At 72.3% G+C, this 21,579-nt stretch carries 22 protein-coding genes; 17 read left to right on the plus strand and 5 right to left on the minus strand.

Annotation, left to right across the window (positions count from 1 at the left end):
• Nucleotides 1-16 precede the first annotated feature (16 nt).
• Nucleotides 17-1,666, minus strand: a complete 1,650-nt coding sequence (hutH, locus tag AB0F40_RS10490) for a histidine ammonia-lyase (RefSeq protein ID WP_357466417.1) — start codon at nt 1,664-1,666, stop codon at nt 17-19.
• A 173-nt stretch (nt 1,667-1,839) separates the two neighbouring features.
• Between hutH and AB0F40_RS10495 the strand changes: the two genes are divergently transcribed.
• From AB0F40_RS10495 to AB0F40_RS10515, 5 genes are all read left to right on the plus strand, one after another.
• Complete coding sequence (locus tag AB0F40_RS10495; RefSeq protein ID WP_357466419.1) at nt 1,840-2,607, plus strand: IclR family transcriptional regulator; 768 nt, start codon at nt 1,840-1,842, stop codon at nt 2,605-2,607.
• A gap of 48 nt (nt 2,608-2,655) precedes the next feature.
• Entirely contained in the window at nt 2,656-3,234 is a 579-nt protein-coding gene (locus AB0F40_RS10500) for a TetR/AcrR family transcriptional regulator (RefSeq protein WP_357466421.1), read from the plus strand.
• A 92-nt stretch (nt 3,235-3,326) separates the two neighbouring features.
• Entirely contained in the window at nt 3,327-4,742 is a 1,416-nt protein-coding gene (locus tag AB0F40_RS10505; RefSeq protein WP_357466423.1) for an MFS transporter, read from the plus strand.
• Nucleotides 4,743-4,817: 75 nt separating this feature from the next.
• Nucleotides 4,818-5,234 (plus strand): Dabb family protein, encoded by a 417-nt coding sequence (locus tag AB0F40_RS10510; RefSeq protein ID WP_357466425.1) that lies wholly within the window; start codon nt 4,818-4,820, stop codon nt 5,232-5,234.
• Nucleotides 5,235-5,334: 100 nt separating this feature from the next.
• Nucleotides 5,335-7,506 (plus strand): GMC oxidoreductase, encoded by a 2,172-nt coding sequence (locus tag AB0F40_RS10515; protein WP_357466427.1) that lies wholly within the window; start codon nt 5,335-5,337, stop codon nt 7,504-7,506.
• Between the two features lie 101 nt (nt 7,507-7,607).
• On the opposite strand, the gene AB0F40_RS10520 is transcribed toward AB0F40_RS10515, so the two are convergent.
• Complete coding sequence (locus AB0F40_RS10520) at nt 7,608-8,582, minus strand: WYL domain-containing protein (RefSeq protein ID WP_357466429.1); 975 nt, start codon at nt 8,580-8,582, stop codon at nt 7,608-7,610.
• A gap of 129 nt (nt 8,583-8,711) precedes the next feature.
• Here AB0F40_RS10520 and AB0F40_RS10525 point away from each other — a divergent pair, with 129 nt between their 5' ends.
• Nucleotides 8,712-9,107 (plus strand): RidA family protein, encoded by a 396-nt coding sequence (locus AB0F40_RS10525; RefSeq protein ID WP_357466518.1) that lies wholly within the window; start codon nt 8,712-8,714, stop codon nt 9,105-9,107.
• A 100-nt stretch (nt 9,108-9,207) separates the two neighbouring features.
• Here AB0F40_RS10525 and AB0F40_RS10530 read toward each other — a convergent pair whose 3' ends face one another.
• Complete coding sequence (locus AB0F40_RS10530; protein WP_357466431.1) at nt 9,208-10,143, minus strand: NAD(P)-dependent oxidoreductase; 936 nt, start codon at nt 10,141-10,143, stop codon at nt 9,208-9,210.
• A gap of 94 nt (nt 10,144-10,237) precedes the next feature.
• On the opposite strand from AB0F40_RS10530, the gene AB0F40_RS10535 reads away from it, so the two are divergent.
• The 8 genes from AB0F40_RS10535 (at nt 10,238) to def (ending at nt 18,244) form a co-directional block, all read left to right on the plus strand.
• Nucleotides 10,238-11,368 (plus strand): D-2-hydroxyacid dehydrogenase, encoded by a 1,131-nt coding sequence (locus AB0F40_RS10535; protein ID WP_357466433.1) that lies wholly within the window; start codon nt 10,238-10,240, stop codon nt 11,366-11,368.
• A 25-nt stretch (nt 11,369-11,393) separates the two neighbouring features.
• Nucleotides 11,394-12,194: an IclR family transcriptional regulator C-terminal domain-containing protein gene (locus AB0F40_RS10540; RefSeq protein WP_357466435.1), complete on the plus strand. Its 801-nt coding sequence runs from the start codon at nt 11,394-11,396 to the stop codon at nt 12,192-12,194.
• A 148-nt stretch (nt 12,195-12,342) separates the two neighbouring features.
• A complete protein-coding gene (locus AB0F40_RS10545) occupies nt 12,343-13,713 on the plus strand; it encodes an MFS transporter (RefSeq protein WP_357466437.1) in 1,371 nt (456 codons plus the stop codon).
• Between the two features lies 1 nt (nt 13,714).
• A complete protein-coding gene (locus AB0F40_RS10550) occupies nt 13,715-14,503 on the plus strand; it encodes an SDR family oxidoreductase (RefSeq protein WP_357466439.1) in 789 nt (262 codons plus the stop codon).
• The gene (locus tag AB0F40_RS10555) at nt 14,503-15,477 is read left to right on the plus strand and encodes an L-idonate 5-dehydrogenase (protein WP_357466441.1); all 975 of its coding nucleotides are present in this window, start codon (nt 14,503-14,505) and stop codon (nt 15,475-15,477) included. The genes AB0F40_RS10550 and AB0F40_RS10555 overlap by 1 nt, the downstream gene beginning before the upstream one ends.
• Nucleotides 15,478-15,583: 106 nt before the next feature.
• Nucleotides 15,584-16,762, plus strand: a complete 1,179-nt coding sequence (locus tag AB0F40_RS10560) for a UDP-N-acetylglucosamine--N-acetylmuramyl-(pentapeptide) pyrophosphoryl-undecaprenol N-acetylglucosamine transferase (RefSeq protein ID WP_357466443.1) — start codon at nt 15,584-15,586, stop codon at nt 16,760-16,762.
• Between the two features lie 23 nt (nt 16,763-16,785).
• A complete protein-coding gene (locus AB0F40_RS10565) occupies nt 16,786-17,514 on the plus strand; it encodes an AAA family ATPase (protein WP_357466445.1) in 729 nt (242 codons plus the stop codon).
• 166 nt (nt 17,515-17,680) lie between these two features.
• Entirely contained in the window at nt 17,681-18,244 is a 564-nt protein-coding gene (def, locus tag AB0F40_RS10570; protein ID WP_357466447.1) for a peptide deformylase, read from the plus strand.
• Between the two features lie 124 nt (nt 18,245-18,368).
• On the opposite strand, the gene AB0F40_RS10575 is transcribed toward def, so the two are convergent.
• Nucleotides 18,369-18,746: a hypothetical protein gene (locus AB0F40_RS10575; RefSeq protein ID WP_357466449.1), complete on the minus strand. Its 378-nt coding sequence runs from the start codon at nt 18,744-18,746 to the stop codon at nt 18,369-18,371.
• 245 nt (nt 18,747-18,991) lie between these two features.
• Between AB0F40_RS10575 and AB0F40_RS10580 the strand changes: the two genes are divergently transcribed.
• The 3 genes from AB0F40_RS10580 to AB0F40_RS10590 all read left to right on the plus strand — a co-directional run bounded on the left by AB0F40_RS10580 (nt 18,992) and on the right by AB0F40_RS10590 (nt 21,065).
• Nucleotides 18,992-19,675, plus strand: a complete 684-nt coding sequence (locus AB0F40_RS10580) for a YceI family protein (protein ID WP_357466451.1) — start codon at nt 18,992-18,994, stop codon at nt 19,673-19,675.
• A gap of 62 nt (nt 19,676-19,737) precedes the next feature.
• Complete coding sequence (locus tag AB0F40_RS10585; protein WP_357466453.1) at nt 19,738-20,262, plus strand: sigma-70 family RNA polymerase sigma factor; 525 nt, start codon at nt 19,738-19,740, stop codon at nt 20,260-20,262.
• Nucleotides 20,259-21,065 (plus strand): zf-HC2 domain-containing protein, encoded by an 807-nt coding sequence (locus AB0F40_RS10590; protein WP_357466455.1) that lies wholly within the window; start codon nt 20,259-20,261, stop codon nt 21,063-21,065. Before AB0F40_RS10585 ends, AB0F40_RS10590 begins: the two co-directional genes overlap by 4 nt.
• Here AB0F40_RS10590 and AB0F40_RS10595 read toward each other — a convergent pair.
• A complete protein-coding gene (locus AB0F40_RS10595; protein WP_357466457.1) occupies nt 21,060-21,557 on the minus strand; it encodes a nitroreductase/quinone reductase family protein in 498 nt (165 codons plus the stop codon). The two genes, AB0F40_RS10590 and AB0F40_RS10595, sit on opposite strands and share 6 nt — an antisense overlap.
• Nucleotides 21,558-21,579 lie beyond the last annotated feature (22 nt).

A 21,579-nucleotide genomic window follows, 5' to 3' on the forward strand; every position in this document is an offset into this window, starting at 1 on the left:
GTGGGCGTGCGGGTTCTCAGAGCAGTGGGCCGACGGCGCTCGCCGGGGCCGCTGCGATCCCGCCGGTCGCGACGAGCTGGACCACGTGCTCGATCTCCGGGGCGAGGTAGCGGTCCGGTCCGGGTCCGGGCACGACGGCGCGGACGGCGTCGTGCACCGCGCCCGTGCCCGCCGCGGGGGCCTCCGTGCGGAAGTCCAGGGCACGCGTGGCCGTGAGCACCTCGATGGCGAGCACGCGGGTAAGCCCGTCCACGGACCGCCGGAGCTTGCGCGCGCCGGACCAGCCCATGGAGACGTGGTCCTCCTGCATGGCGGAGCTCGGGATCGAGTCGACGCTGGCGGGCGCGGCCAGGCGCTTCAGCTCCGAGACGATCCCTGCGGCCGTGTACTGGGCGATCATGTGCCCGGAGTCGACGCCGGGGTCGTGCGCGAGGAACGCGGGCAGGCCCTCGGACCGGGAGACGTCGAGGAACCGGTCGGTGCGCCGCTCGCTCATGCTCGCGAGGTCGGCGGCCGCGATGGCGAGGAAGTCCAGCACGTAGGCGACCGGTGCGCCGTGGAAGTTGCCGTTGGACTCCACTCGCCCGTCGGAGGTCACCACGGGGTTGTCGATGGCGGACGCCAGCTCCCGGCCCGCGACCGTGGCCGCGTGCTCCAGGGTGTCGCGGGCGGCGCCGTGCACCTGGGGGGCGCAGCGCAGCGAGTAGGCGTCCTGCACGCGGGTGCACGCGGGGTTTCCGGCGTCGTCCAGCTCGCGGTGGCTCGCCATGAGCGGCGAGCCCGCGAGCACCGTGCGCATGTTCGACGCCGACGCCGCCTGGCCCGGGTGCGGGCGCATGCCGACGAGGTCCTCGGCGAACGGGGCGTCCGAACCGAGCAGGGCCTCGACGGACAGGGCCGCGGCGACGTCGGCCGTGGTGAGGAGCCGGCGCAGGTCGTGGATGGCGAGGCAGAGCATGCCGAGCATGCCGTCGGTGCCGTTGATGAGGGCCAGCCCCTCCTTCTCGGCGAGCAGCAGCGGGTCGATCCCGGCGTCGGCGAGCGCCTCCACGGCATCGACGACCTCGCCTGGTGCTCCGCTGGTCGAGCCTGTCGAGACCCCCGTCGCCACGACCCGCACCTGCCCCTCCCCCATCGCGGCGAGCGCCACGTGCGCGAGCGGCGCGAGATCCCCGGAACATCCGAGCGACCCGTACTCGTGCACGATCGGCGTGATCCCGGCGTTGAGCATCGCGGCATAGGTCTGCGCGGTGACCGGCCGCGCGCCGGTGTGGCCGGTGACGAGGGTCGCGAGCCGCAGCAGCTGCAGCGCCCGCACCACCTCGGTTTCGACCTCGGGGCCGGACCCGGCGGCGTGCGAGCGCACGAGGCTGAGCTGGAGCTGCGCGCGCATCTCCGTCGGGATGTGCCGGCGGGCCAGGGCGCCGAACCCGGTGGAGACGCCGTAGTGCGGCACGGAGTCGTCCGCAAGGTCCTCGATCACGGCGCGGCTCTCGGCCATGCGGGCGACGGCGGTCTCGTGGATCTCGACGGGCGCGCCGTACCGGGCGACGGCGACGACCTGGTCGACGGTCAGCGGCGTCCCGTCGAGGACGACGTGCTCGGGCAGGTCCGCGCCGGCCGGGCGGGTGGTCGGCGTCGGCTCCGTGTGGTGCAGGGTGCTCATCCCCCCATGGAACCCCGGACCCGCCCAACCGTCCCCCCGGCGCGGATGGATAGAGTCTGGGTTACCAGACAGACCACGAGGGGTGGTGGTCGGTAGTTCGTCAGGTGATCGGTAGCCCGGGCTGCCGATCACCTGACGGATTGCCGACCACTCGGCCCCGTACGGAGGAGAACTTGGCCGGCAGCAGTAGCGTTCCGGCCGCGCGGACCACGGCGCGGCTGCTCACGTTCCTGGCGGCGCAGCCCGGACCGGTGCCCGCCGGCGCCATCGCGCACGGCATCGGGGTGCCGCGCTCCAGCGTCTACCACCTGCTGTCGGTACTGGGCGACGAGGGGTTCGTGCGGCACTTCCCCGACGAGCGGCGCTACGGCCTCGGCGTGGCCGCCCTCGGCCTGGGCAGCGCGTACACGCGGCAGGCGCCGCTCACCCGGCTGGCCGCACCGGTCGTGGCCGGCCTGGTCGAGGCCGCCGGGGAGAACGGGCACCTCGCGGTGCTCAACGGTCGCGAGGTCCTGTACCTGGTGGAGCAGCGGGCGGTGGGGCGTCCGCCCCTGGTGACCGACGTCGACGTGCACCTCCCGAGCCATCTGACCGCCAGCGGGCGCGCCGTGCTCGCGCTGCTGCCCCCGGCGCAGGTGCGGGCGCTGTACCCGACGCCGGGTTCGTTCACCGACCTCACCGGTGCCGGACCGCGCACGTTGCGGGAGCTGCGGGTGGTGCTGCGCCAGGCCCGCGCACGAGGCTTCGCCGTGGAGGACGGCGAGGTGTCCGCCGGCTTCGCGTCGGTCGCGGCCGCCGTGGTGGACCACACGGGGCGACCGGTGGCGGGACTGGCGGTGACGTTCCGCTCGGAGTCCTACGACGACGACGCGCGCGCCGGTCTGGCGGAGCAGGCGGCGCGGGCGGCGCGCGAGGTGAGCCGGCGGCTGGGGGCGCGATGAGCCCGGGCTGCTTGACATCCGCTTGAAAGTGAGTGTTCACTATCAACCATGGCGACCGATCGGAGACCACGAGTCAGCATCGAGGTACGCCGCGAGCAGATCCTCGCGGCGGCCCTGCAGGAGTTCAGCCACAAGGGGCTGCACGGCGGGTCCACCGTGAACATCGCCAAGGAGGTGGAGATCTCCCACCCCAACCTCTTCCGGGTCTTCTCCACCAAGCACGAGCTCTTCGTCGCGGTGCTGCGGCAGGCATTCGGAAAGGTGGAGACCGTCATGCTCGCTTCCGGCGAGGCCGCCGAGGGCGACCCGCTCCCGACGATGTCCGATGCCTGGGGCGTGCTGATGGGCGATCGCGAGCTCATGCTGATTCTCCTGCAGGGCTTCGCCGCGTCCGAGGATCCGGCCATCCGCGAGCTCATGCACGGGTGGACCCAGGAGGTCTTCGAGCGCATGGAAGCCTTGCCGGGGGTCGGTGCCGATCGCGCCCACGACTTCTTCGCCGCGGGCATGCTCTACATGGTGGCCACCGCCATGGACCTGCCCGCTCGCGCCGAGCACGACGCGTGGGCCGACCGGTTCCTCGCCTCCGGAGCCGGCCCCGCCTCGGGCTCCGGCCCCGGCTTCTGACGACGCCGGCCGGAGCCGGTTCTCTCTTTTTGGCTATTGATAGTGACCACTCACTATCCCCACCGTCGATCTACTCACTCAAGGACTGGATGATGAGCATCGAAGCGTCTCCCACAACCGCCGCTACCGGCCTGCGCCTCCCCCGCGGCGTGACGATGGCCGCGCTGGCCGTCTCCATGTTCCTGATCATCCTCGACACGTCGATGGTCAACCTCGCGTCGCTGTCGATCCGCACGAGCCTCGACCTCTCTGCCGCGGAGCTCACCCTGACGGTGAACAGCTACCTGGTGGCCTTCGCGGGACTGCTGCTGCTCGGGGGCCGCCTCGCCGACGTGCTCGGTCCCCGCAGAACCTTCCTGGCCGGGATGATCCTCTACGTCGCCGCGTCGGCCTTCTGCGCTCTGGCGACCAGCGGCCCGCTGCTGATCACCGGACGAATCGGACAAGGAATCGGCGCGGCGATCAGCATTCCCTCAGCGCTCGCGCTCGTACTGGCTCTCTACACGACCCCCACCGAGCGGACTCGCGCGATGGGCATCTGGGGCGCCGTCGGTGGTGCCGGCAGCCTGATCGGTGTCTTCCTCGGCGGAGTGCTGACCCAGGCGCTCGGGTGGCAGTCGGTCTTCTGGACTCCCGTGCCGCTCGGCATCGTCAGCGCGATCATGGTGTGGCGCGCCGTACCCGCCATGCCCGGCCGTCCCGGACGGTTCGACCTGGCCGGCGCGCTCACCATCACCGTCGGCATCTCGGCCCTGGCGCTCGGTATGGTCTCCGCCTCCGAGGCCGGCTGGACCGCGGCGAGCTCGATCATCGGCATCGCGGTCGGCGTCGTCGCACTCGCCGCCTTCGTGCTCGCCGAGCACCGCTCCCCGCACCCGCTCGTGCCGCTGGCCGTCTTCCGTCGTCGGCCGGTGGTGACCGCCACCGTCGTGATGGTCCTGCTCGGCGCCACCCTGACGAGCCTGTTCTTCTTCCTGCCCCTCTACCAGCAGGACGTCCTCGGGATGAGTGCCCTGACCGCCGGGCTGGCGCAGATCCCCATCGCCGTCATGATCATCGTGGGAAGCGTGCTGGCGCCCCGGCTCGCCAAGCTCCTCGGGGTCCGGTCCGCGCTGCACGGCGCGCTCGTGCTGCTGCTGGCCGGATTCCTGTGGCTCGTGCTGAACCCGACCACCGACGGCTTCTCGATCAACCTGCTCGGCGCCTTCCTGCTGATCGGCATCGGCCTGGGCCTTGGCCTCGTCAACGCGATATCCATGGCGGTGCGCGACAGCGGGGACGGCGAGTCCGGACTGCTGAGCGGGCTGGTCAACGCCGCACAACAGCTGGGCGGCGCGGTAGGCCTCGCAGCCCTGGCCGGCATCGCGATCGCCGCCGGGGGCGACGGCGGCATCTCGTTCACGGCGGCGTTCCTGGGCGGCGCGGCACTCATCGCGCTCGCGCTCACCCTGTCGGTGCTGCTGCGCATCGGGGACCGGTCGGACCCGGCGACGCCGTACGCGGGCTGACCACGCAGCACCACCACCGAGCGATCACATCAGCACCGACCCGAAACCACACATCACCGACGAGAGGACCGTCCCATGATCTACCACGTGACCCGCATGGCCCTGAAGCCCGGCGTCTCCGAGGAGGAGGTAGCCGCCGTCATGCGGCGCATGCGCGAGGCCCGCAGCAGCGACCCGTCGATCAGGTCCTTGGTGCTCGGCCGGGACCACGGCGGTGAGTACGACTACAGCCACATCTCCGTGGTCGACGATCTCGCCGCCTACGAGGCCATGATGAACGACCCGGCGCACCTCGAGATCGACCGGATCGGCCTGCCGCTGGTCGACAAGTTCGTGTCGTTCGACGTCACCGACGACCCCGACCCGGAGCTGCGCACCCAGATCGCCGCGGTCCACCAGCGCCGGTTCGACGCCGTGCCGGACGTCGCCGAGCTGGTGGCCGGTCTGGGCGAGTACAGCGGCAGCGCCGCACCCGGTCCGCACGCGACCTGACCGACCCGAGTCCGGGGCCCGTACCGGCCGTCCACCACACGAGTCGCACCACGCGAGTCGCACCACACGAGTCGCACTACACGAAGAGGAGGAAAGGTTCATGACCGATCGATTCGACGCCGACGCCATCGTCGTCGGCAGCGGCTTCGGCGGCGCCGTCGCCGCGGCCCGCCTCGCTCAGGCCGGCCTGTCCGTCATAGTCCTCGAGCGCGGCCGGCGTTGGCTGCCCGGGGAGTTCCCCCGCCGGCCGCGGCTCCAGGGCGGCTGGCTGTGGGGTGTCGACCGCGGGCTCTACGACGTCCGCTGGCTCGGCCGCATGAGCAGCGTCCAGGCCGCGGGCTGGGGCGGCGGGTCGCTCGTGTACGCGAACGTCTTCGCCCGGCCGTTCGAAGGGGCCCTGGACGAACGCTGGCCCGCACACCTGCGCAGGCAGGAGCTCGACCCCTACTACGACCTCGCGGCGCACATGATCGGCGTCGCGCCCGTCGGTGACGATCCCGCTACGGGCGCTGCTCCCGCACGCACCACGCTCATCGAGGGACTCATGCACGACCTGGCCGACGCGACGGTGCGCCCGAACCTCGCCGTCACGTTCGGCGATCCCGACACGTGGCGGGCGAACCGGCACGGGGTCCTTCGCCGGGGCTGCGCCTTCGTCGGCGAGTGCGTGATCGGCTGCAACCACGGCGCGAAGAACTCGCTCGACCACACGTACCTCGCCGTGGCGGAGCAGGCCGGTGCGCGCTCGGTCACCGACGCCGAGGCGCAGCGCGTCGAACGCCACGGCGACGGGTACGCGGTGGTCACGTCGACGCCGTCCGACGCCGACGCCCCGCCGCGGGTGTGGACCGCGCCGCGCGTCGTGCTCGCCGCCGGAGCCGTGGCGACGACCGAGCTGCTGCTCAGGGCGCGCGACGTGCACGGCACGCTCCCTGAGCTGTCGCGCCGGCTCGGCCAGGGGTTCTCCGGCAACGGCGACTTCCTCACCCTGGCCGAGCTCCGGCACACGCAGGACGACATGACGACCGGACCAACCATCACGACCAACACCGTGCTCGACGTGCCGGAGGGGCGCCGGTCGGTCTGGTACCAGGTGCAGGACGGCGCAGTCCCCGCGCTCCTGCAGCAGCTGGCCGACGCCGTCGTGCCGGGACAGGCCGCACGGGCATGGTGGCGACGCCGGGTGCGCCCGGCCGGCCGACGTCGCACCTTCGCCGTGCTCGCGATGGGGATCGACTCCGCCAACGGTGCGCTGCAGCTCGACCGGTCCGGGTACGCCCGGCTGTCCTGGCGCAACCAGTGGCAGGCGCACCTCTACCGCTCCCAGCTCCGCGTCGGCCCGCTGCTCGCGCGGCTCCTCGACGCACGCCTCTACCAGCCGTTCACCTGGTCGGTGCTCCGCCGCACAGTCACGGTCCACCCCCTCGGCGGCGTGGGCCCGGGTTCCGACGCCGGCTCGGGTGTCGTCGACGAGCTCGGCGAGGTGCACGGTAATCCAGGGCTCTTCGTCATGGACGGCTCGGTGCTCCCGGCGGCGAGCGGTGTGAACCCCTCGGCCACGATCCTCGCCGTCGCCGAACGCTCGGTCGAGGCGCTGATCCGCCGTACGGGGAGACCACGGTGGACGGCACCGGAATGGGGCTCGGTGACGCCGGCCTCGGTGCCGGAGGATGCGGCGTTCGCGTTCGGCTCGCAGCACCACGCCGCGACCAGGGGCGACGGCCTGACCTTCGACGAGCGGATGGCCACCGGCCCGGCGGCACCCCGGCGAGCCGTCATGCGCCTGCATGCCGAGATCCCCAGCATGGACAGGTTCCTCGACGAGGCGGACCACAGGCTGACCATGCGGGGAACGATCGAGATCGACGGCATCGCCACGCGGGCCGAGCTCACCGGAACCCTCTCGCTGTTTCCCGCGGGGCGGCACGAGGCGATGTCGTACGCGCTGCGCTTCGCCGACGACGACGGACGTGCCTGGCGGCTCTCCGGCGCGAAGTCGGTGCGTTCCCGAACGCCGGTCGCACTGCTGCACGGCCTGACGCATCTCCAGGCGGAGATCGCCCCCGTCGACGCCGCGGCAGGCGAGGCCGAGCCTGTCACGCTCGCCATCGGCGCCCGCGACCTCGGGCAGCTCAGCACCTCGATCAGGGGCAAGGCGTTCACCCGCGCACGGCGGCTCCGCGCCGTCGGACGGTTCGCGTGGTTCTTCGCGACGTCTGCCCTACGCCCCGCACCGGCCCCTGTGGCCCCCGGCCCCCACCTCCCCACCTGAGACGGCGGCCGCCAGGGCCGCCAGCCACGCACCGGCCTGCTGAGTTCCCGCCCGTCGAGCTCCACCTCCGGGGCCGGTGGCGCCTGTCCGACGGCCAGCGCTCAGGGGGCGTCCGCGTAGCGGGTGGCGAGCGCGGCGGCGCGGTCCCGCAGGGCGGCGCGCAGGGCCTGTGGGGACAGCGCTTCCGCGTCCGTGCCGAGCTGCCAGAGCGCCCATTCGGCGTGCCGGGAGTCCTGGAAGGTCACCTCGAGCCGTAGCCGGCCGGCGTCGTCGACCGCTTCCATGAGGACGGCGAGCGCCGTGCTCACGAGCTCCTCGCGCCGGGCCGGATCCATCCGAACCAGCACCGCGATCTGGTCCCCGCCCGTCCGGAACCGGGTGCTGCGTTCCTGCCAGATCCGGTCCAGGTCGACCTGGTCCGGTCGCTCCGCGCGCTCGGCGAGCTCCTCGGCGGCGCTGATCCGCGACAGCCGGTAGGTGCGGTCCGCGCCGGATGTCGTGGCCAGCAGGTAACCCTTGTCGCGCACCGTGACCAGGCCGATCGGGTCCACGTTGCGCCAGCTCGCCGGCCGGTCCACCGGTGCGTAGTGGATACGCAGCTTGTGTCCGGCCAGCACTGCGCGCCGCACCTCGACCAGCACGGTGCCTGGCACCTCGTCGGCGGGCGCCCTGCGGGAGAGCAGGTCCGTCTCCGGGTCGACGAGGAACCGCTGAGCAGCGTCGCTCGTGGTCGCCCGGTGGCTCTCGGGCAGCGCGTCGACGACCTTGCGCATGGCCGACGCGAGCGCCGAGCTGAGGCCGAACACCTGCTCGCCCCTGCCCGAACCGGCTGCCAGCAGGGCAAGGGCCTCGTCATGGTTCAGCCCGGTGAGCTCGGTCCGGAACCCGGGCAGCAGGGCGAACCCGCCGTGGCGGCCCCGTTCCGCGTAGACCGGGACGCCCGCCGCCGAGAGCGACTCGATGTCGCGCAGCACGGTGCGGGTGGACACCTCGAGCTCGCGAGCCAGCGTCTCCGCGGTCAGCCGGCCGCGCTGGCGCAGCAGCAGGACCAACGAGACCAGCCGGTCGGCGCGCACACGGAAACTCTAGCGGGATACCTGACACAGGGTGTCGTGTTTTGCGGGGAGGCTCGTGCCCACGACGTCGCGGAGCGCAGCTTCGCCGACACGCGTCGTCCCTACGAGTCGGATGGAGTCGACATGGCAATCGAACGAACGGCGGTCAACCCGGTGACCTGGTCGGTCGAGATGGGGTTCAACCAGGGCGAGATCGTCTCCGGGCAGGCCAGGACCCTGTACTGCTCAGGACAGACCGCGACGGGTGGCGACGGCACACCCCGCCACGACGGCGACATGGCGGCCCAGCTGGCGCTGAGCCTGGACAACGTGGTGGCGGTGCTCGACGCCGCGGGCATGTCCCTCGCGAACCTCGTCCGGCTCAACGTCTACACCACCGACGTCGACCTCCTGTTCCAGCACTACGGCGCGCTGGCGGCGCGGCTCGGTGCCGCCAGGGTGGCGCCGGCCACGACGATGCTCGGGGTGACCCGGCTGGCGATCCCCGGCCAGCTGGTCGAGCTGGAGGCGACCGCCGTCGCGTGACGCGATCCTGGTGCCGCTGCTGCTCGTGCCGCTCGACCGGCACGAGCAGCAGCCAGGTCCGAGCAGCAGCCAGGTAGGAGTAGCAGCCAGGCTCGAGCCGTCAGCCTCGTTCGGCGACGAACCGCCGCGTGACTGTGATGTCGCGTTCGCCGTACCCCGACGCGACCAGCTCGTCGAACGACGCGCGCAGGGCGGGCAGCAGGGCCGGGCTGGTGCCGGTCGCCTCCGCGACGTCGGCCGCGAAGCGCAGGTCCTTCACCATGTACCTGGCGAGGCCCGAGGGGGTGTCGTCCCCGGCGACGAGCTTGTCGCGGCAGCTTGCCAGGAGGTTGCCGCCCGCATAGCCGCCGCCGAGCAGGTCCCACAGCGTGCCGAGGTCGATGCCGCTGCGCTCGGCGAGGACGCTGGCCTCCCCCAGGGCCAGGATCGTGGACGCCACGATCATCTGGTTGCAGGCCTTCGCCACCTGACCCGCGCCGAGCGGCCCCAGGTGCACGGGGTTGCCGCAGGCCGCCATGACGCGGGCGGCGCGCGCGACGTCGTCGTCGGCGCCGCCCAGCATGATCGACAGCGTGCCAGCGGCCGCACCGTCGGCGCCACCGGAGACCGGGCAGTCGACCACGCGGACGAGGCCGTCCGTCTCGTGAGCGAGCCGCTCGGCGAGCGCACGGACCCCGGACGGGGACGAGGTGCTGCCGATCAGGAGCAGGGTGGGTTCGGCGACTCCCGCGAGCAGGCCGTCCTCACCCGCCAGCACCTGCTCGACCTCGGGCAGGTCGGGGAGCATGAGAAGGATCGTGCGAGCCGTCGTGGCGAGCTCGCGCGGCGTGGCGGCCCAGGTCGCGCCGGCGGCAGGCAGCGAGTCGCCGTCGCGGCGCGTCCGTCCGGTGACGGTCAGCGCGCCATGAGCCGACAGGAGGCGGTGCGCCATCGGCCGTCCGATCGCACCGATCCCGATCATGCCGACGGGGCCGACGCCGGGTACGTCGGGGCCGGGCACCGCGGAGCCGGCAGGGACAGGAGCGTCATTGGTCATGGGCCCACCCTAGCGAGTGCGCACACCATGGGACAGCGTTCAGCATAATGAACCCTGGGTACTATGGCGCCATGCCGATCGAAGAGGATGCGTCATGACTACTGGCCCAGTACCTGCGACGTCGACCAGCAGGGTCTCGACAAGCTCGACCAACGGAGCAGCGGGCTCGACAAGCGGAGCAGCGGTTTTGCGCGTCGCCGTCGCGGTAGACCTGCGCGAGGAGCTGTGCCGCCGGATCGAGGAGCTCGAGCCCCGCGTCGAGCTGCTCCGGAACCACGCGCTCTACCACCCGATGCGAGGTCCGGCCGACTGGTCCGGCGACCCCGGCTTCGAGCGCACGCCTGCCCAGCAGCGGGAGTTCGAGCAGCTGGTCGACGGCGCCGACGCGCTCTTCGGCATCCCCGACGTCGACCCGGCGGCGCTCGCCCGCACCGCCGCCGCCAACCCCCGGCTGCGCTGGGTGCACACGACCGCCGCAGGGGGCGGCGGCCAGGTCAAGGCGGCACGCCTGCCGGCGGAGGCGCTCGAGCGCGTCGCGTTCACGACGAGCGCCGGCGTGCACGGCGGGACGCTCGCCGAGTTCGCCGTCTTCGGGGTGCTCGCGGGAGCGAAGGACCTCCCCCGCCTGCACGCGCAGCAGGCGCGCCGCGAGTGGACCGACCGTTGGGAGATGCGCCAGCTCGACGAGATGACGGTGCTCGTAGTCGGCCTGGGGGGCATCGGCAGGTCCGTCGCCGCGAAGCTGCACGCCCTGGGCGCGCGGGTGCACGGCACCACCCGGTCGGGCGAGCCGGTCGACGGCGTCGACCGGCTGGTGCCGATCGACGACCTGGCCGAGGCGGTCCGCCAGGCCGACGCGATAGTGGCCACGCTGCCGGGCACTGCGGCCACCGAAGGGCTGATCGGCGAGGCGGTGCTCGCGAACGTCCGGCCCGGCACCATCGTGGTGAACGTCGGGCGCGGCACCGTGATCGACGAGCCCGCCCTGGTCGCGGCGCTGGCCGACGGCCGCGTGGGGTTCGCGGCGCTCGACGTCTTCGCGGTCGAGCCGCTGCCCGACACCAGCCCGCTCTGGGACCACCCGCAGGTGCTCGTCAGCCCGCACACCGCGGCACTCAGCGGCGCCGAGGAGGAGCGGATCGCGCGCCTGTTCGCCGATAACGCCCGCCGCCTCCTCGACGGCGAACCGCTCGTCAACCAGATGGATACGATCGAGTTCTACTGACGACGTAAGCCTGCGAAGGAGCAGAATGCCCGAACAGCCCGAGCGTGACCCCGCCCCCGCCGTCACGCGTTCGTTGCGCATCCTCAACCTCCTCGCGGACGCCGAGGGCGCGCCGATGACGCTCAGCGACATCGCTCGCGCGCTGGGGATCGCGAAGTCGTCGACGGCGAACCTCGTGTCCGTGCTCGAAGAGGGCCGGATGATCGAGCGGGTCCCGCAGGGCTACCGGCTCGGACGTCGAACGGCGGAGCTCGGTGGCGCGTTCGCCATCCAGTTCAACCAGGTCCGGGAGTTCTACGGCATCTGCGACGCGTCCCCGGTGCTCCGCACCGAAGTCGTGCAGATCACCATGCTCGAGGGCGCCGACACGCTCTATCTCGCGCGGCACGAGGGCCGACGGCGGTACCAGCTCGGCACACCGCTCGGCTCCCGGCTGCCCGCGGCCCTGAGCGCCTCCGGCAACGCCCTGCTCATGCGGCTCACGGACGAGGAGATCACGGAGCTGGTGGGCCCGACGGCACCGTTCCCGCAGCTCACGCAGCACAGCATCCGGGACCTGGACGACCTCCTGACCCGGATCCGGGCGAGCCGCGCCCGTGGCTACGCCGTCGACCCGGCGGGGTCGGTGCGGGGCGTCGTCGGCGTCGCCGTCCCGCTCGAGCCGTGGCAGGCGAGCGACCCGCCGTTCGCGCTCGGCGCGGCACTGCCGCAGGAGCTGGCGGCGGACGACGCCCAGGTCGCGCGCATCGGTGAGGCCCTGATCGCCGCCGCCGCCGAGCTCACGAACCCGCTGTCCCGCGGCTCCGGGCAGCAGCGGGCGTCCTGACGGCCGGGGCCCGGGCCCTGCTGGACCACTCACCACTCAACCGATCTGTACACAGTGTTGAACACTGTTCACAGTAGCGGCTACAGTGAGTCGCGTTCAGCCCGTCCGGCGCACTGCGGCACCGGGCGGCCATCGAAGGAGATGACTCGTGACTGATACCACCCCGCGCCAGGTCGACACGGAGGACCCGGTCCACGCGGAGAACCTGCGCCGTGCCACGCTCGCCTCCTCGGTCGGGTCCGCCCTCGAGTACTTCGACTTCGCCCTGTACGGCCTGTCGTCGGCCCTGGTCTTCAACACCCTGTTCTTCTCGAACCTCGACCCGGCCATGGGCGTCGTCGCCGCGTTCGCCTCGTTCGGCGTCGGCTTCGTGGCCCGGCCGCTCGGCGGGCTGTTCTTCGGGACCCTCGGCGACCGGATCGGCCGCAAGTGGGTGCTCCTCGTGACGATCGCGCTGATGGGCGGCTCGACCACCCTGATCGGCGTGCTCCCCACCTACGAGTCGATCGGCATCTGGGCCCCCATCCTGCTGACCACGCTGCGCCTGCTCCAGGGGTTCGGCGCGGGAGCAGAGCAGGCCGGGGCCACGGTCCTCATGGCCGAGTACTCGCCCGTCCGGCGCCGCGGCTTCTTCTCGTCTCTGCCGTTCATCGGCATCCAGCTCGGTACCCTGCTCGCCGCCCTCGTCTTCACGGGCCTGTCGTCCCTGCCCGAGGACGTCTTCCTCGACTGGGCCTGGCGGGTCCCGTTCCTCTGCTCGTTCCTGCTGATCCTCGTCGCGATGTTCATCCGGGCCCGCCTGCGCGAGACCCCGACCTTCGTGGTGCTCGAGAAGCACGAGCAGGTGGAGGACCATCCCATCCGCCAGGTCTTCACCAAGGGCTTCCCCGGCGTCGTCGTCGGCATCGGCCTGCGCATGGCCGAGAACGGCGGCTCGTACATGTTCCAGGCGCTCGCGCTGAGCTTCGCCACCGGGACCGCTGCCGCGACCGTCGACAAGTCGCTCGCGACCTGGGGCGTGACCATCGGCTCGCTGATCGGCATGGCGGTGATCCCGCTGACCGGCCACCTGTCCGACCGGTACGGCCGCGTCCCGATCTACCGGGCCGGCGCGGTGTTCATGCTGCTCTACGCGTTCCCTGCCTGGTGGATGCTGCAGACCGGCAACCCGGCGCTCGTCATCACCTCCATCGCGATCGGGATCGGCATCGCCGTCAACACCATGCTCGGCCCGCAGTGCGCCATGCTTCCCGAGATGTTCGGCAACCGGCACCGCTACCTGGGCGTCGCGATGGCACGCGAGCTCTCGGCGGTGATCGCGGGCGGGCTCGCCGGCGTCCTCGGCGCCTGGTTGATCGCCATCACGGACGGCAACTGGCTGGTCCCCGCCATCTACATGACGGTCCTCGCCACCATCACGACGGCCGCCACGTTCCTCGTCCCCGAGACCCGCGGCCGCGATCTGCTGCTGGTCGAGGACGCCGTACGGGTCTCGACCATCGAGGGAGCAGTGCGCTGACATGACGACCGGCATGACGACCGGCAACGGGCTCTTCGACCTGACGGGACGCACCGCGCTCGTGACCGGCTCCAGCCAGGGCATCGGCCGGACGCTCGCAACGGGCCTCGCCCAGGCGGGGGCGCACGTGATCGTGCACGGCCGCGACGCGACCAAGGCACGGGCTACCGCCGACGCGGTAGCAGCACGGACCGGCGCTACCACCTCCGTCTCGACCTTCGACGTGACCGACGCCGACGCCGTGGAGGCCGGCATCAGCACCATCGAGGCCGACGCCGGAGGGATCGACATCCTGGTCAACAACGCGGGCATCCAGCGCCGCGGACCCATCACCGAGTTCGCGGACCAGGACTGGCACGACCTCGTCGCCACGAACCTCACGAGCGTGTTCCTGCTGTCCCGGCGGGTGGCGCGCACCATGGTGGAGCGCGGCAGCGGCAAGATCGTCAACATCGGCAGCGTGCAGTCGCAGCTCGCCCGGCCCTCCATCGCTCCCTACAGCGCCACCAAGGGCGCGATAGTCATGCTCACCAAGGGACTGTGCGCGGATCTCGCCGGCCACGGCATCACCGTGAACGCGCTGGCCCCCGGCTACTTCGCCACCGAGCTCACCGCGGCGCTCGTCGCCGACCGGGAGTTCTCGGCCTGGGTCGAGGGCCGCACCCCGGCCGGCCGCTGGGGCCGGGTCGAGGACCTCGTCGGCACGCTGGTGTTCCTGTCGTCCGACGCGTCTGCCTTCGTGAACGGGCAGACGGTCTACGTCGACGGCGGCATGACGGCGGTGGTCTGATGCGCAACCTCGCCGTCGTCGTCCATGCCAAGGGCGACCTGCGGATCGAGCCAGTCCAGGAGCCCGAGCCCGCGGCCGACGAAGCCGTCGTGGCCATCGCCTACGGCGGGATCTGTGGCAGCGACCTGCACTACTGGCAGCACGGCGCGGCCGGCGCGTCGATCCTGCGGGCGCCGATGGTGCTCGGCCACGAGGTCTCCGGCACGGTGCTCACGGCCGCCGCCGACGGCACGGGGCCGCGCGCCGGGACCCGCGTCACCGTGCACCCGGCGACCGACGGCACCTACCTCGGCTCCGCGGCACGGTTCCCGCACCAGGACGGCGCCTTCGCCCGCCGCGTCGCCCTGCCCGCCGGCATGCTCCGGGCCGTGCCGGACGGCGTGGACCTGCGCACGGCAGTCCTCGCCGAACCCGCGTCGGTGGCGTGGCACGGCGTGACCCGCTCCGGCGGGGTCGCCGGCAAGCGGGTGCTCGTGATCGGGTCCGGCCCCATCGGTGCGCTCGCCATCGCCGTCGCGCGGCACCACGGGGCTGCCGAGATCATCGCAACGGACCTCCACGACCTCCCTCGGCAGATCGCGACGCGGCTCGGCGCGGACACGACCCTGGACGCGCGCGACGAGGACGCCGTCGGCGCCGTCGGGGCGGACGTGGTCGTCGAGTCCTCCGGCACGGTGCCCGGCCTCGCGAGCGCCGTGCGGGGCGCCCGGCGTGGCGGGACCGTCGTCCTGCTCGGGCTGCAGCGTGCGGGCGACGTGCCCGCGCCGATGTCCCTGGTCATCACCCGCGAGCTGCACCTGGTGGGGTCGCTCCGGTTCGAGGACGAGATCGACGATGTCGTCGCCGCGCTCGCCGACGGGACGCTCCCGGTGGACCCGGTGGTCACGCAGGAGCACGACGTGGCCGAGGCACTGGAGGCGTTCGAGGTGGCGCGAGACGCGTCGCTGTCGTCGAAGGTGCTGCTGCGCTTCTGACGCTGTTCGCGATGCGATCGGACCACGATCGCGAAGCTCGACACCCCGGTCGATCCTCTACAGTTGACCCGCGCCCACCGCCCCTGCCGTCTTGGGAGATGTCTTCGTGAGTTCACACCCGCGCGAGTTCCGTCTGCTCGTCACCGGTGGAGGGACCGGTGGACATACCTATCCGGCTCTGACCACGCTTCGCGCCCTCCAGGCCAGGCTCGCCCAGGACGGCACAGCGGTCAGCGTCCTCTGGGCAGGGACCGCCGAGGGCCTGGAGGCCAAGGTCACGGCGTCCGAGGGCATCCGGTTCGTGCCGGTCGCCACGGGCAAGCTCCGTCGGTCGAGCAACCCGCTGGGCATGCTGACGGCTGCCAACATGAAGGACATGGCGCGCGTTCCGCTCGGCGTCGCGCAGGCCAGGTCGATCGTGGCCGAGTTCAAGCCGGACGTGATCCTGTCGACCGGCGGCTACGTCGCCGTCCCGATCGGGCTCGCCGCGGGACTGCTGCGCCGTCCGCTCGTGGTGCACGAGCAGACCGTGCGGCTCGGGCTGGCCAACCGCCTCCTGGCGAAGCGCGCCACCCGCGTCGCGGTGTCCTCGCCGTCCACCCTCGAGCTGCTGTCGGAGAGCGTGCGCGAGCGGGCCGTCGTCACCGGCAACCCGGTGCGTGCCGAGGTGCTGTCCGGGGAGCCGCTCAAGGCCGTCGACGCGCTCGGCCTGGACTCGTTCGACCCGGACCTACCGGTCCTGTACGTGACGGGCGGCGCCCAGGGATCGGTCCAGATCAACTCTCTGATCGCCGACACGCTGCCCTGGCTGCTCCCGCAGACGAACGTGATCCACCAGTGCGGGCCGGACAACCTCCAGGAGATGTTCGACCGCACCACCGCGCTACCGGCCGACCTGGCCGCGCGCTACCGGGTGCTCGGGTTCGTCGGCGCAGAGCTGCCGGACGTGCTCGCGCTGGCCGACGTCGTCGTCTCCCGGAGCGGGGCCGGGACCATCGCGGAGCTCACCGCGCTGGGCAAGCCGTCCGTGCTGGTCCCGCTGCCGTCGTCGGCCGGGGACGAGCAGGCGCACAACGCGCGCCGGCTGCAGGACCTGGGCGCCGCCGTAGCCCTGGAGGGCGACGTGCACGAGATGGACCTCCGGGCGGCGATCCGGCCGCTGCTCTCCGACGCCGGACGGCGTGCGCGGATGTCCGACGCCGCCCGGGAGCACGGGCGTCCTGATGCTGCCGAGCGGCTCGTCGATGTGCTGCTGGAGGCGGCGCGTCCCGCCGCCGGGGCCTGACGATCCCCCGTTAGGCTGGCCCGGTGCTCATCGAGCGAGTCCGGGTCAAGCCGCCCGCCGTCGAGGAGGGCCAGTGGCCCTGGACCGTGCCCGCCATCGGCGACCTCGCCGCCCAGGGGGTCCGGCTGAGCAGCAGCATCGTCGTCCTCGTCGGCGCCAACGGGAGCGGCAAGTCCACCCTGCTGGAGGCGATCGCCGAGGGCTACGGCCTGGACGTGCGCGGCGGGCACGGCGGCCGCAAGTACGCCAGCACCCAGAAGACGAGCCCGCTCGGTGAAGCGATCATGCTCGACCGCACCCGCGCCGGGTCCGGCATGACGCGCCGCAACGCCAAGGGCTTCTATCTCCGCGCCGAGACCGCTTTCGGGATGCTCGAGTACATGACCGGGGCCGGGATATCCGGCTACGGCGACAAGCCGTCCTGGGAGGTCAGCCACGGCGAGTCCTACCTCCAGGCGATCCTGGGCCGGTTCGACGGGCCGGGCCTGTACCTCCTGGACGAGGCCGAGGGGCCGCTGTCGTTCGAGTCGACCCTCCAGCTGCTGTACCGCATCCAGGACCTGGTGGCCGAGTTTCCGGCCCAGGTGATCTACGCGACGCACTCGCCCATGGTCGCCGCCCTGCCGGGAGCGCAGATCCTCGAGATGACGGACGAGGGCATCGCCGAGCGGAGGTGGGCGGAGCTGGAGTCGGTGGGCCTGTGGAAGAGATTCCTGGGTCGGCCCGAGACTTTCTTCGACGACGCCTCGTAGTCGAGCGGCGGTCCACTGGGCTGATAGCGGTGAGGCGCCCTCCGGTCCGCTTCGAGAATGCGATCGTGCACGGTTCAGCGCCTCGAAGCGTGCGTGATCGCATTCTCGCGGCGGACCGGCCACCTGGACCTACTGTTGAGGACCACCGAACAGGAACGGAGCATCGATGTCCGCACAGCAGAGCGGCAGCAGCTGGGCCATGGGCGTCGCCGACGACGGAGTCGTCACGATCGGCGACCCGCGACTCAAGGCCCCCACGACCACCGTCGACCCGGCCGAGGCCGGCGAGCTGCTGCAGACCCTGACCGCCCGGTTGCGCGACCTCCGCGGCGCTGGCCTCGCCGCGCCGCAGATCGGGGTCTCGGTCCGGGCAGCGGTCGTCGAGGTGCGCAGGACCGACGTCTTCCCCGACCGGCCGGAGACCGGCCTGATCCAGCTGGTCGATCCCGTCGTCGTCGAGCGCTCCGACGAGACCGTGCTGGACTGGGAGGGCTGCTTCAGCGTGCCGGGTTACATGGGCCAGGTATCGCGGGCAGAGCACCTCACCGTCCGGTACACCACCGAGGCCGGCGAGACGGTCACGCGCGAGTTCACGGGCTACCCCGCCCGGGTGGTCCAGCACGAGATCGACCACCTCGACGGCGTCGTGTACCTCGACCGCATGGCCGACCTGACCAGCCTCACGACCACCCAGAACTACCTCGACCACCACCGGCCGACGTCGGGCTAGCGTCCGCGACGGGCTCACCGCCGGTCGCCCGGCCGCCTCGGGCTCTGGCGCCGGGAGTTTCGCCGGGCCTGAGCCCCTGGCGCGCCTGAGCCCCGGCCCGCACGACGGCGGCTGCGGGCGGCTACTAGTCGACCCAGCGGTCGTACTGCAGGTTGAACTGCACCGACCCCGCCGCTACGTCCATCGCCCAGGTACACACCCGCCGCAGGTCCAGCACGCTCTGGAAGGCACACTCCGTCCGGCCGGGTACCACCGCGGCCGCCAGCTCCTCGCCCGACATCCCTGCCGGAGGAGCGACCGTCAGCTCCACCCAGCAGCCCCCGGAGCCGCAGCCCATCCCCTCGGCAGTCACCCGGGCGCCGTCGGGCAGCGGAGGGAGGGTCGACGCCGGCGGGATGGCCGACTCGTCGAGGGCCAGCGACAGGGGAAGCACCGTCAGCCCCGCCGCCGCGACCGCGACCAGCGCCACGACTCTCCTGACCACGGTTCGGGTACGCACCATCCGCAGACCTTACGGGGCCTGACGTCACCGCGCGGAGATGAGATCGGTCGCTTGGTATCAGTTCGGTCAGTTGATTGACCGAACTCATCCCATCGGACCGAAGTCACCGAGACCCGGCAGCAACCGACCGAACTCACCGAGCCCGCCGGTTCAGTTTTGGGTCCGATTGAACCAATGTCCCCTTTCACCCGTAGTGAGGGGCAGAGGGCGGCAGTGGGTCGGCCCGCGAACGAGAGGGGCGGAGCGTGCGCAGAGGAACAAAGGTGGCGGTCGGTGTCGGTGCGGGGGTGGTCGTGATCGGTGCGGCAGCGGTGATCTTCGGGCCGGGTCTGTACGCGGACCGGGCCAACGAGGCTGCGGCCGAGGCGCCCGCCCTCGAGCAGTCCGCGGTTCCCCTGCCCGACGCCGACGCGGCCGCCGGCACCTGGGCTGTGAGCGACGGGTCGTTCGCCGGGTACCGGGTCGACGAGGTGCTGCAGGGCGAGGACGTCACGGTCACGGGGCGCACCGAGGACGTCACCGGCTCGGTCACGGTCGCCGACGGTGCGATCAGCGAGGCCGACATCGAGGTGGACATCGCGAGCGTGGCGACCGACGAGGCCAACCGCGACGCGTACTTCCGCGACGAGGCGATGGAGGCAGGCACCTACCCGACCGCGACCTTCGTGCTCACCGAGCCGGCACCGATCGAGGAAGGCGCAACGGCCGTCGAGCTGACGGGCGACCTCACCATCCACGGCGTCACGCAGGCCGCCACCGTCGAGGCAGAGGTCGCCGGGGACGCGACCAGCGGCGACCCCGTGCAGGTCATCGGCAGCGTCCCGGTCACGTTCGCCGACTTCGACGTCGAAGCGCCGTCGCTCGGGTTCGTGACGGTGGAGGATGAGGGCAGCATCGAGTTCTCGCTGCAGCTCCAGCCCGAGCAGTAGAGCCAGTCAGCAACCACGCGGCCACACCGGCCGACAACGACGAAGCCGGAGGCGACCGGACCGTGACCAGAGGCGACTCGCCCGCCGGCGCCGAGGACGAGCTCCTCGCCGCGGTGCACGACACGCACGCCGGTGCGCTGTACCGGTATGTCGTGCGCCGCACGGGCGACGAGGAGGAGGCGCGCGACGTCGTGCAGGAGACCCTGCTGCGCGCGTGGCGCCACCCCGAGGTGCTCGAACGGTCGGAGGAGTCGGTGCGCGCCTGGCTGTTCACGGTCGCGCGCAACCTCACCGTCGACCACCTCCGCAGCGCCCGGCGCACCCGCGAGCGGGCCACGGGGCACGTGCCGGACCGCGAGGAGCGGGACACGACGCAGGCCGTGCTCGACTCCTGGCTCGTCGCCGACGCGCTGGTGTCGCTGTCGCCGGCGCACCGGGCGGTAGTCGTAGGCGCGTACTACGGCGGCCGTTCGGTGGGCGAGCTCGCGACCGAGCTGGGCATCGCGCCCGGAACGGTGAAGTCGCGCCTGCACTACGGGCTGCGCGCGCTGCGCCTGGCCCTGCAGGAGAAAGGAGTCACGTCATGATCCCGGCAGATCCAGGACACTGCGGCGACCAGTACGCCGAGTGGGACGCCGCGTACGTGCTCGGCGCCCTGAGCCCGAGCGACCGTCGCGCCTACGAGCGGCACCTGGCCGAGTGCGACACGTGCCGCTCCGCCGTCGCCGAGCTCGCCGGCATGCCGGGCCTGCTGAGCACCCTGACCGCTGCGCACGCGGAGGCGCTCGTCGCGGAGGCACCCGGTACGGAGCTGTCCGACGGCGGCGGGCGGGCACCGTACGGCGTCGGTCCCGAGCCGGCTCCCGTCGTCTCGCTCGCGAGCCTCGCCGGCGCGGCACGCAGGTCCCGTACCCGACGCCGGTCGCTGACGGCGGTCGCCGCATCGGTCCTGGTGGCCGTCGGGGCCGTCGGCGGGTCGGTGCTCGCGAGCGGCGACCTGTTAGGGGTGCCGGACGGTGCGGGCACGCCGCCGTCCGCCACCCTCGCGGGTGCGCGAACGGTCGAGCTGCGCCCGGTGGGCGACGCCGACATGCGCGCGGAGCTGATCGTCACGCCCACCACCTGGGGCACGAGCCTGCGGTGGAGCTGCCACTACCCGCCCGAGCCGGGGCCGCAGTCCGACACGCGCTACACGCCGCCGGAGCCGATCAGGTACGAGCTCGTCCTGGTGGGCCGGGACGGCGCGCGCACGGTAGCGGGGACCTGGTCCTGGTCCGGTGGCGCGACGACGGGCCTGGACGCGTCGTCGGCAGTACCGCTGACCGACGTGGACCGGATCGAGATCACCCTCGACGGGCACGAGGAGGCACTCGCGTCGGCGACGCTATGACAGTCGCCGGGGCTCGGGCCGCGGCTCCAGGACCACCAGCGCCGTCTCGGTCGAACGGAGTGCCGCGTGCTCGTCGAGGTGCCGGTCGATCTGCCGCCAGCTGTCCCAGAGCCGCTCCCGCTCGTCACCGACGGCACGCTGCGCGCGCACGAAGCGGGAGCCGTCGGCCAGCTCCACGGTGGCGTCGGGGTGGGCCTGCAGGTTGAGCCACCACTCCGGATCGCCGTCGGACCAGCCGTTCATCGCCATCGTGACGAGGTTGGGCCCGTCCTCGATGTAGGCGAGGATCACGCTGCGCTCGTACCCGGTACGACGCCCGGTCGTGGTCACGCGCATGGTGCCCCAGCTGTGCGGCCGGGGGCGCCGGAGGCCGACCTTGCCGCCGGTGACGCGGTAGATGCCGCGGTGGACCGCCCACGCCGTACGGACGAACCAGCGTGGGGGAACCCGCGGAGCAGAGTTGCGTTCGACTGACTTGTGCTCGTTCGACACGCTGAGCCTCCGGCCTTCGGTG

It is taken from the genome of Promicromonospora sp. NPDC023987, from assembly GCF_040639055.1.
GTDB lineage: Bacteria > Actinomycetota > Actinomycetes > Actinomycetales > Cellulomonadaceae > Promicromonospora.

Coding starts and splice junctions, on each gene's coding strand:
- AB0F40_RS10550 (WP_357466439.1), top strand. CDS start 13,715: ATGACGACCGGCATGACGACCGGCAACGGGCTCTTCGACCTGACGGGA.
- def (WP_357466447.1), top strand. CDS start 17,681: ATGTCCGCACAGCAGAGCGGCAGCAGCTGGGCCATGGGCGTCGCCGAC.
- AB0F40_RS10575 (WP_357466449.1), bottom strand. CDS start 18,746: ATGGTGCGTACCCGAACCGTGGTCAGGAGAGTCGTGGCGCTGGTCGCG.
- hutH (WP_357466417.1), bottom strand. CDS start 1,666: ATGAGCACCCTGCACCACACGGAGCCGACGCCGACCACCCGCCCGGCC.
- AB0F40_RS10555 (WP_357466441.1), top strand. CDS start 14,503: ATGCGCAACCTCGCCGTCGTCGTCCATGCCAAGGGCGACCTGCGGATC.
- AB0F40_RS10535 (WP_357466433.1), top strand. CDS start 10,238: ATGACTACTGGCCCAGTACCTGCGACGTCGACCAGCAGGGTCTCGACA.
- AB0F40_RS10540 (WP_357466435.1), top strand. CDS start 11,394: ATGCCCGAACAGCCCGAGCGTGACCCCGCCCCCGCCGTCACGCGTTCG.
- AB0F40_RS10515 (WP_357466427.1), top strand. CDS start 5,335: ATGACCGATCGATTCGACGCCGACGCCATCGTCGTCGGCAGCGGCTTC.
- AB0F40_RS10590 (WP_357466455.1), top strand. CDS start 20,259: ATGATCCCGGCAGATCCAGGACACTGCGGCGACCAGTACGCCGAGTGG.
- AB0F40_RS10510 (WP_357466425.1), top strand. CDS start 4,818: ATGATCTACCACGTGACCCGCATGGCCCTGAAGCCCGGCGTCTCCGAG.
- AB0F40_RS10530 (WP_357466431.1), bottom strand. CDS start 10,143: ATGACCAATGACGCTCCTGTCCCTGCCGGCTCCGCGGTGCCCGGCCCC.
- AB0F40_RS10505 (WP_357466423.1), top strand. CDS start 3,327: ATGAGCATCGAAGCGTCTCCCACAACCGCCGCTACCGGCCTGCGCCTC.
- AB0F40_RS10500 (WP_357466421.1), top strand. CDS start 2,656: ATGGCGACCGATCGGAGACCACGAGTCAGCATCGAGGTACGCCGCGAG.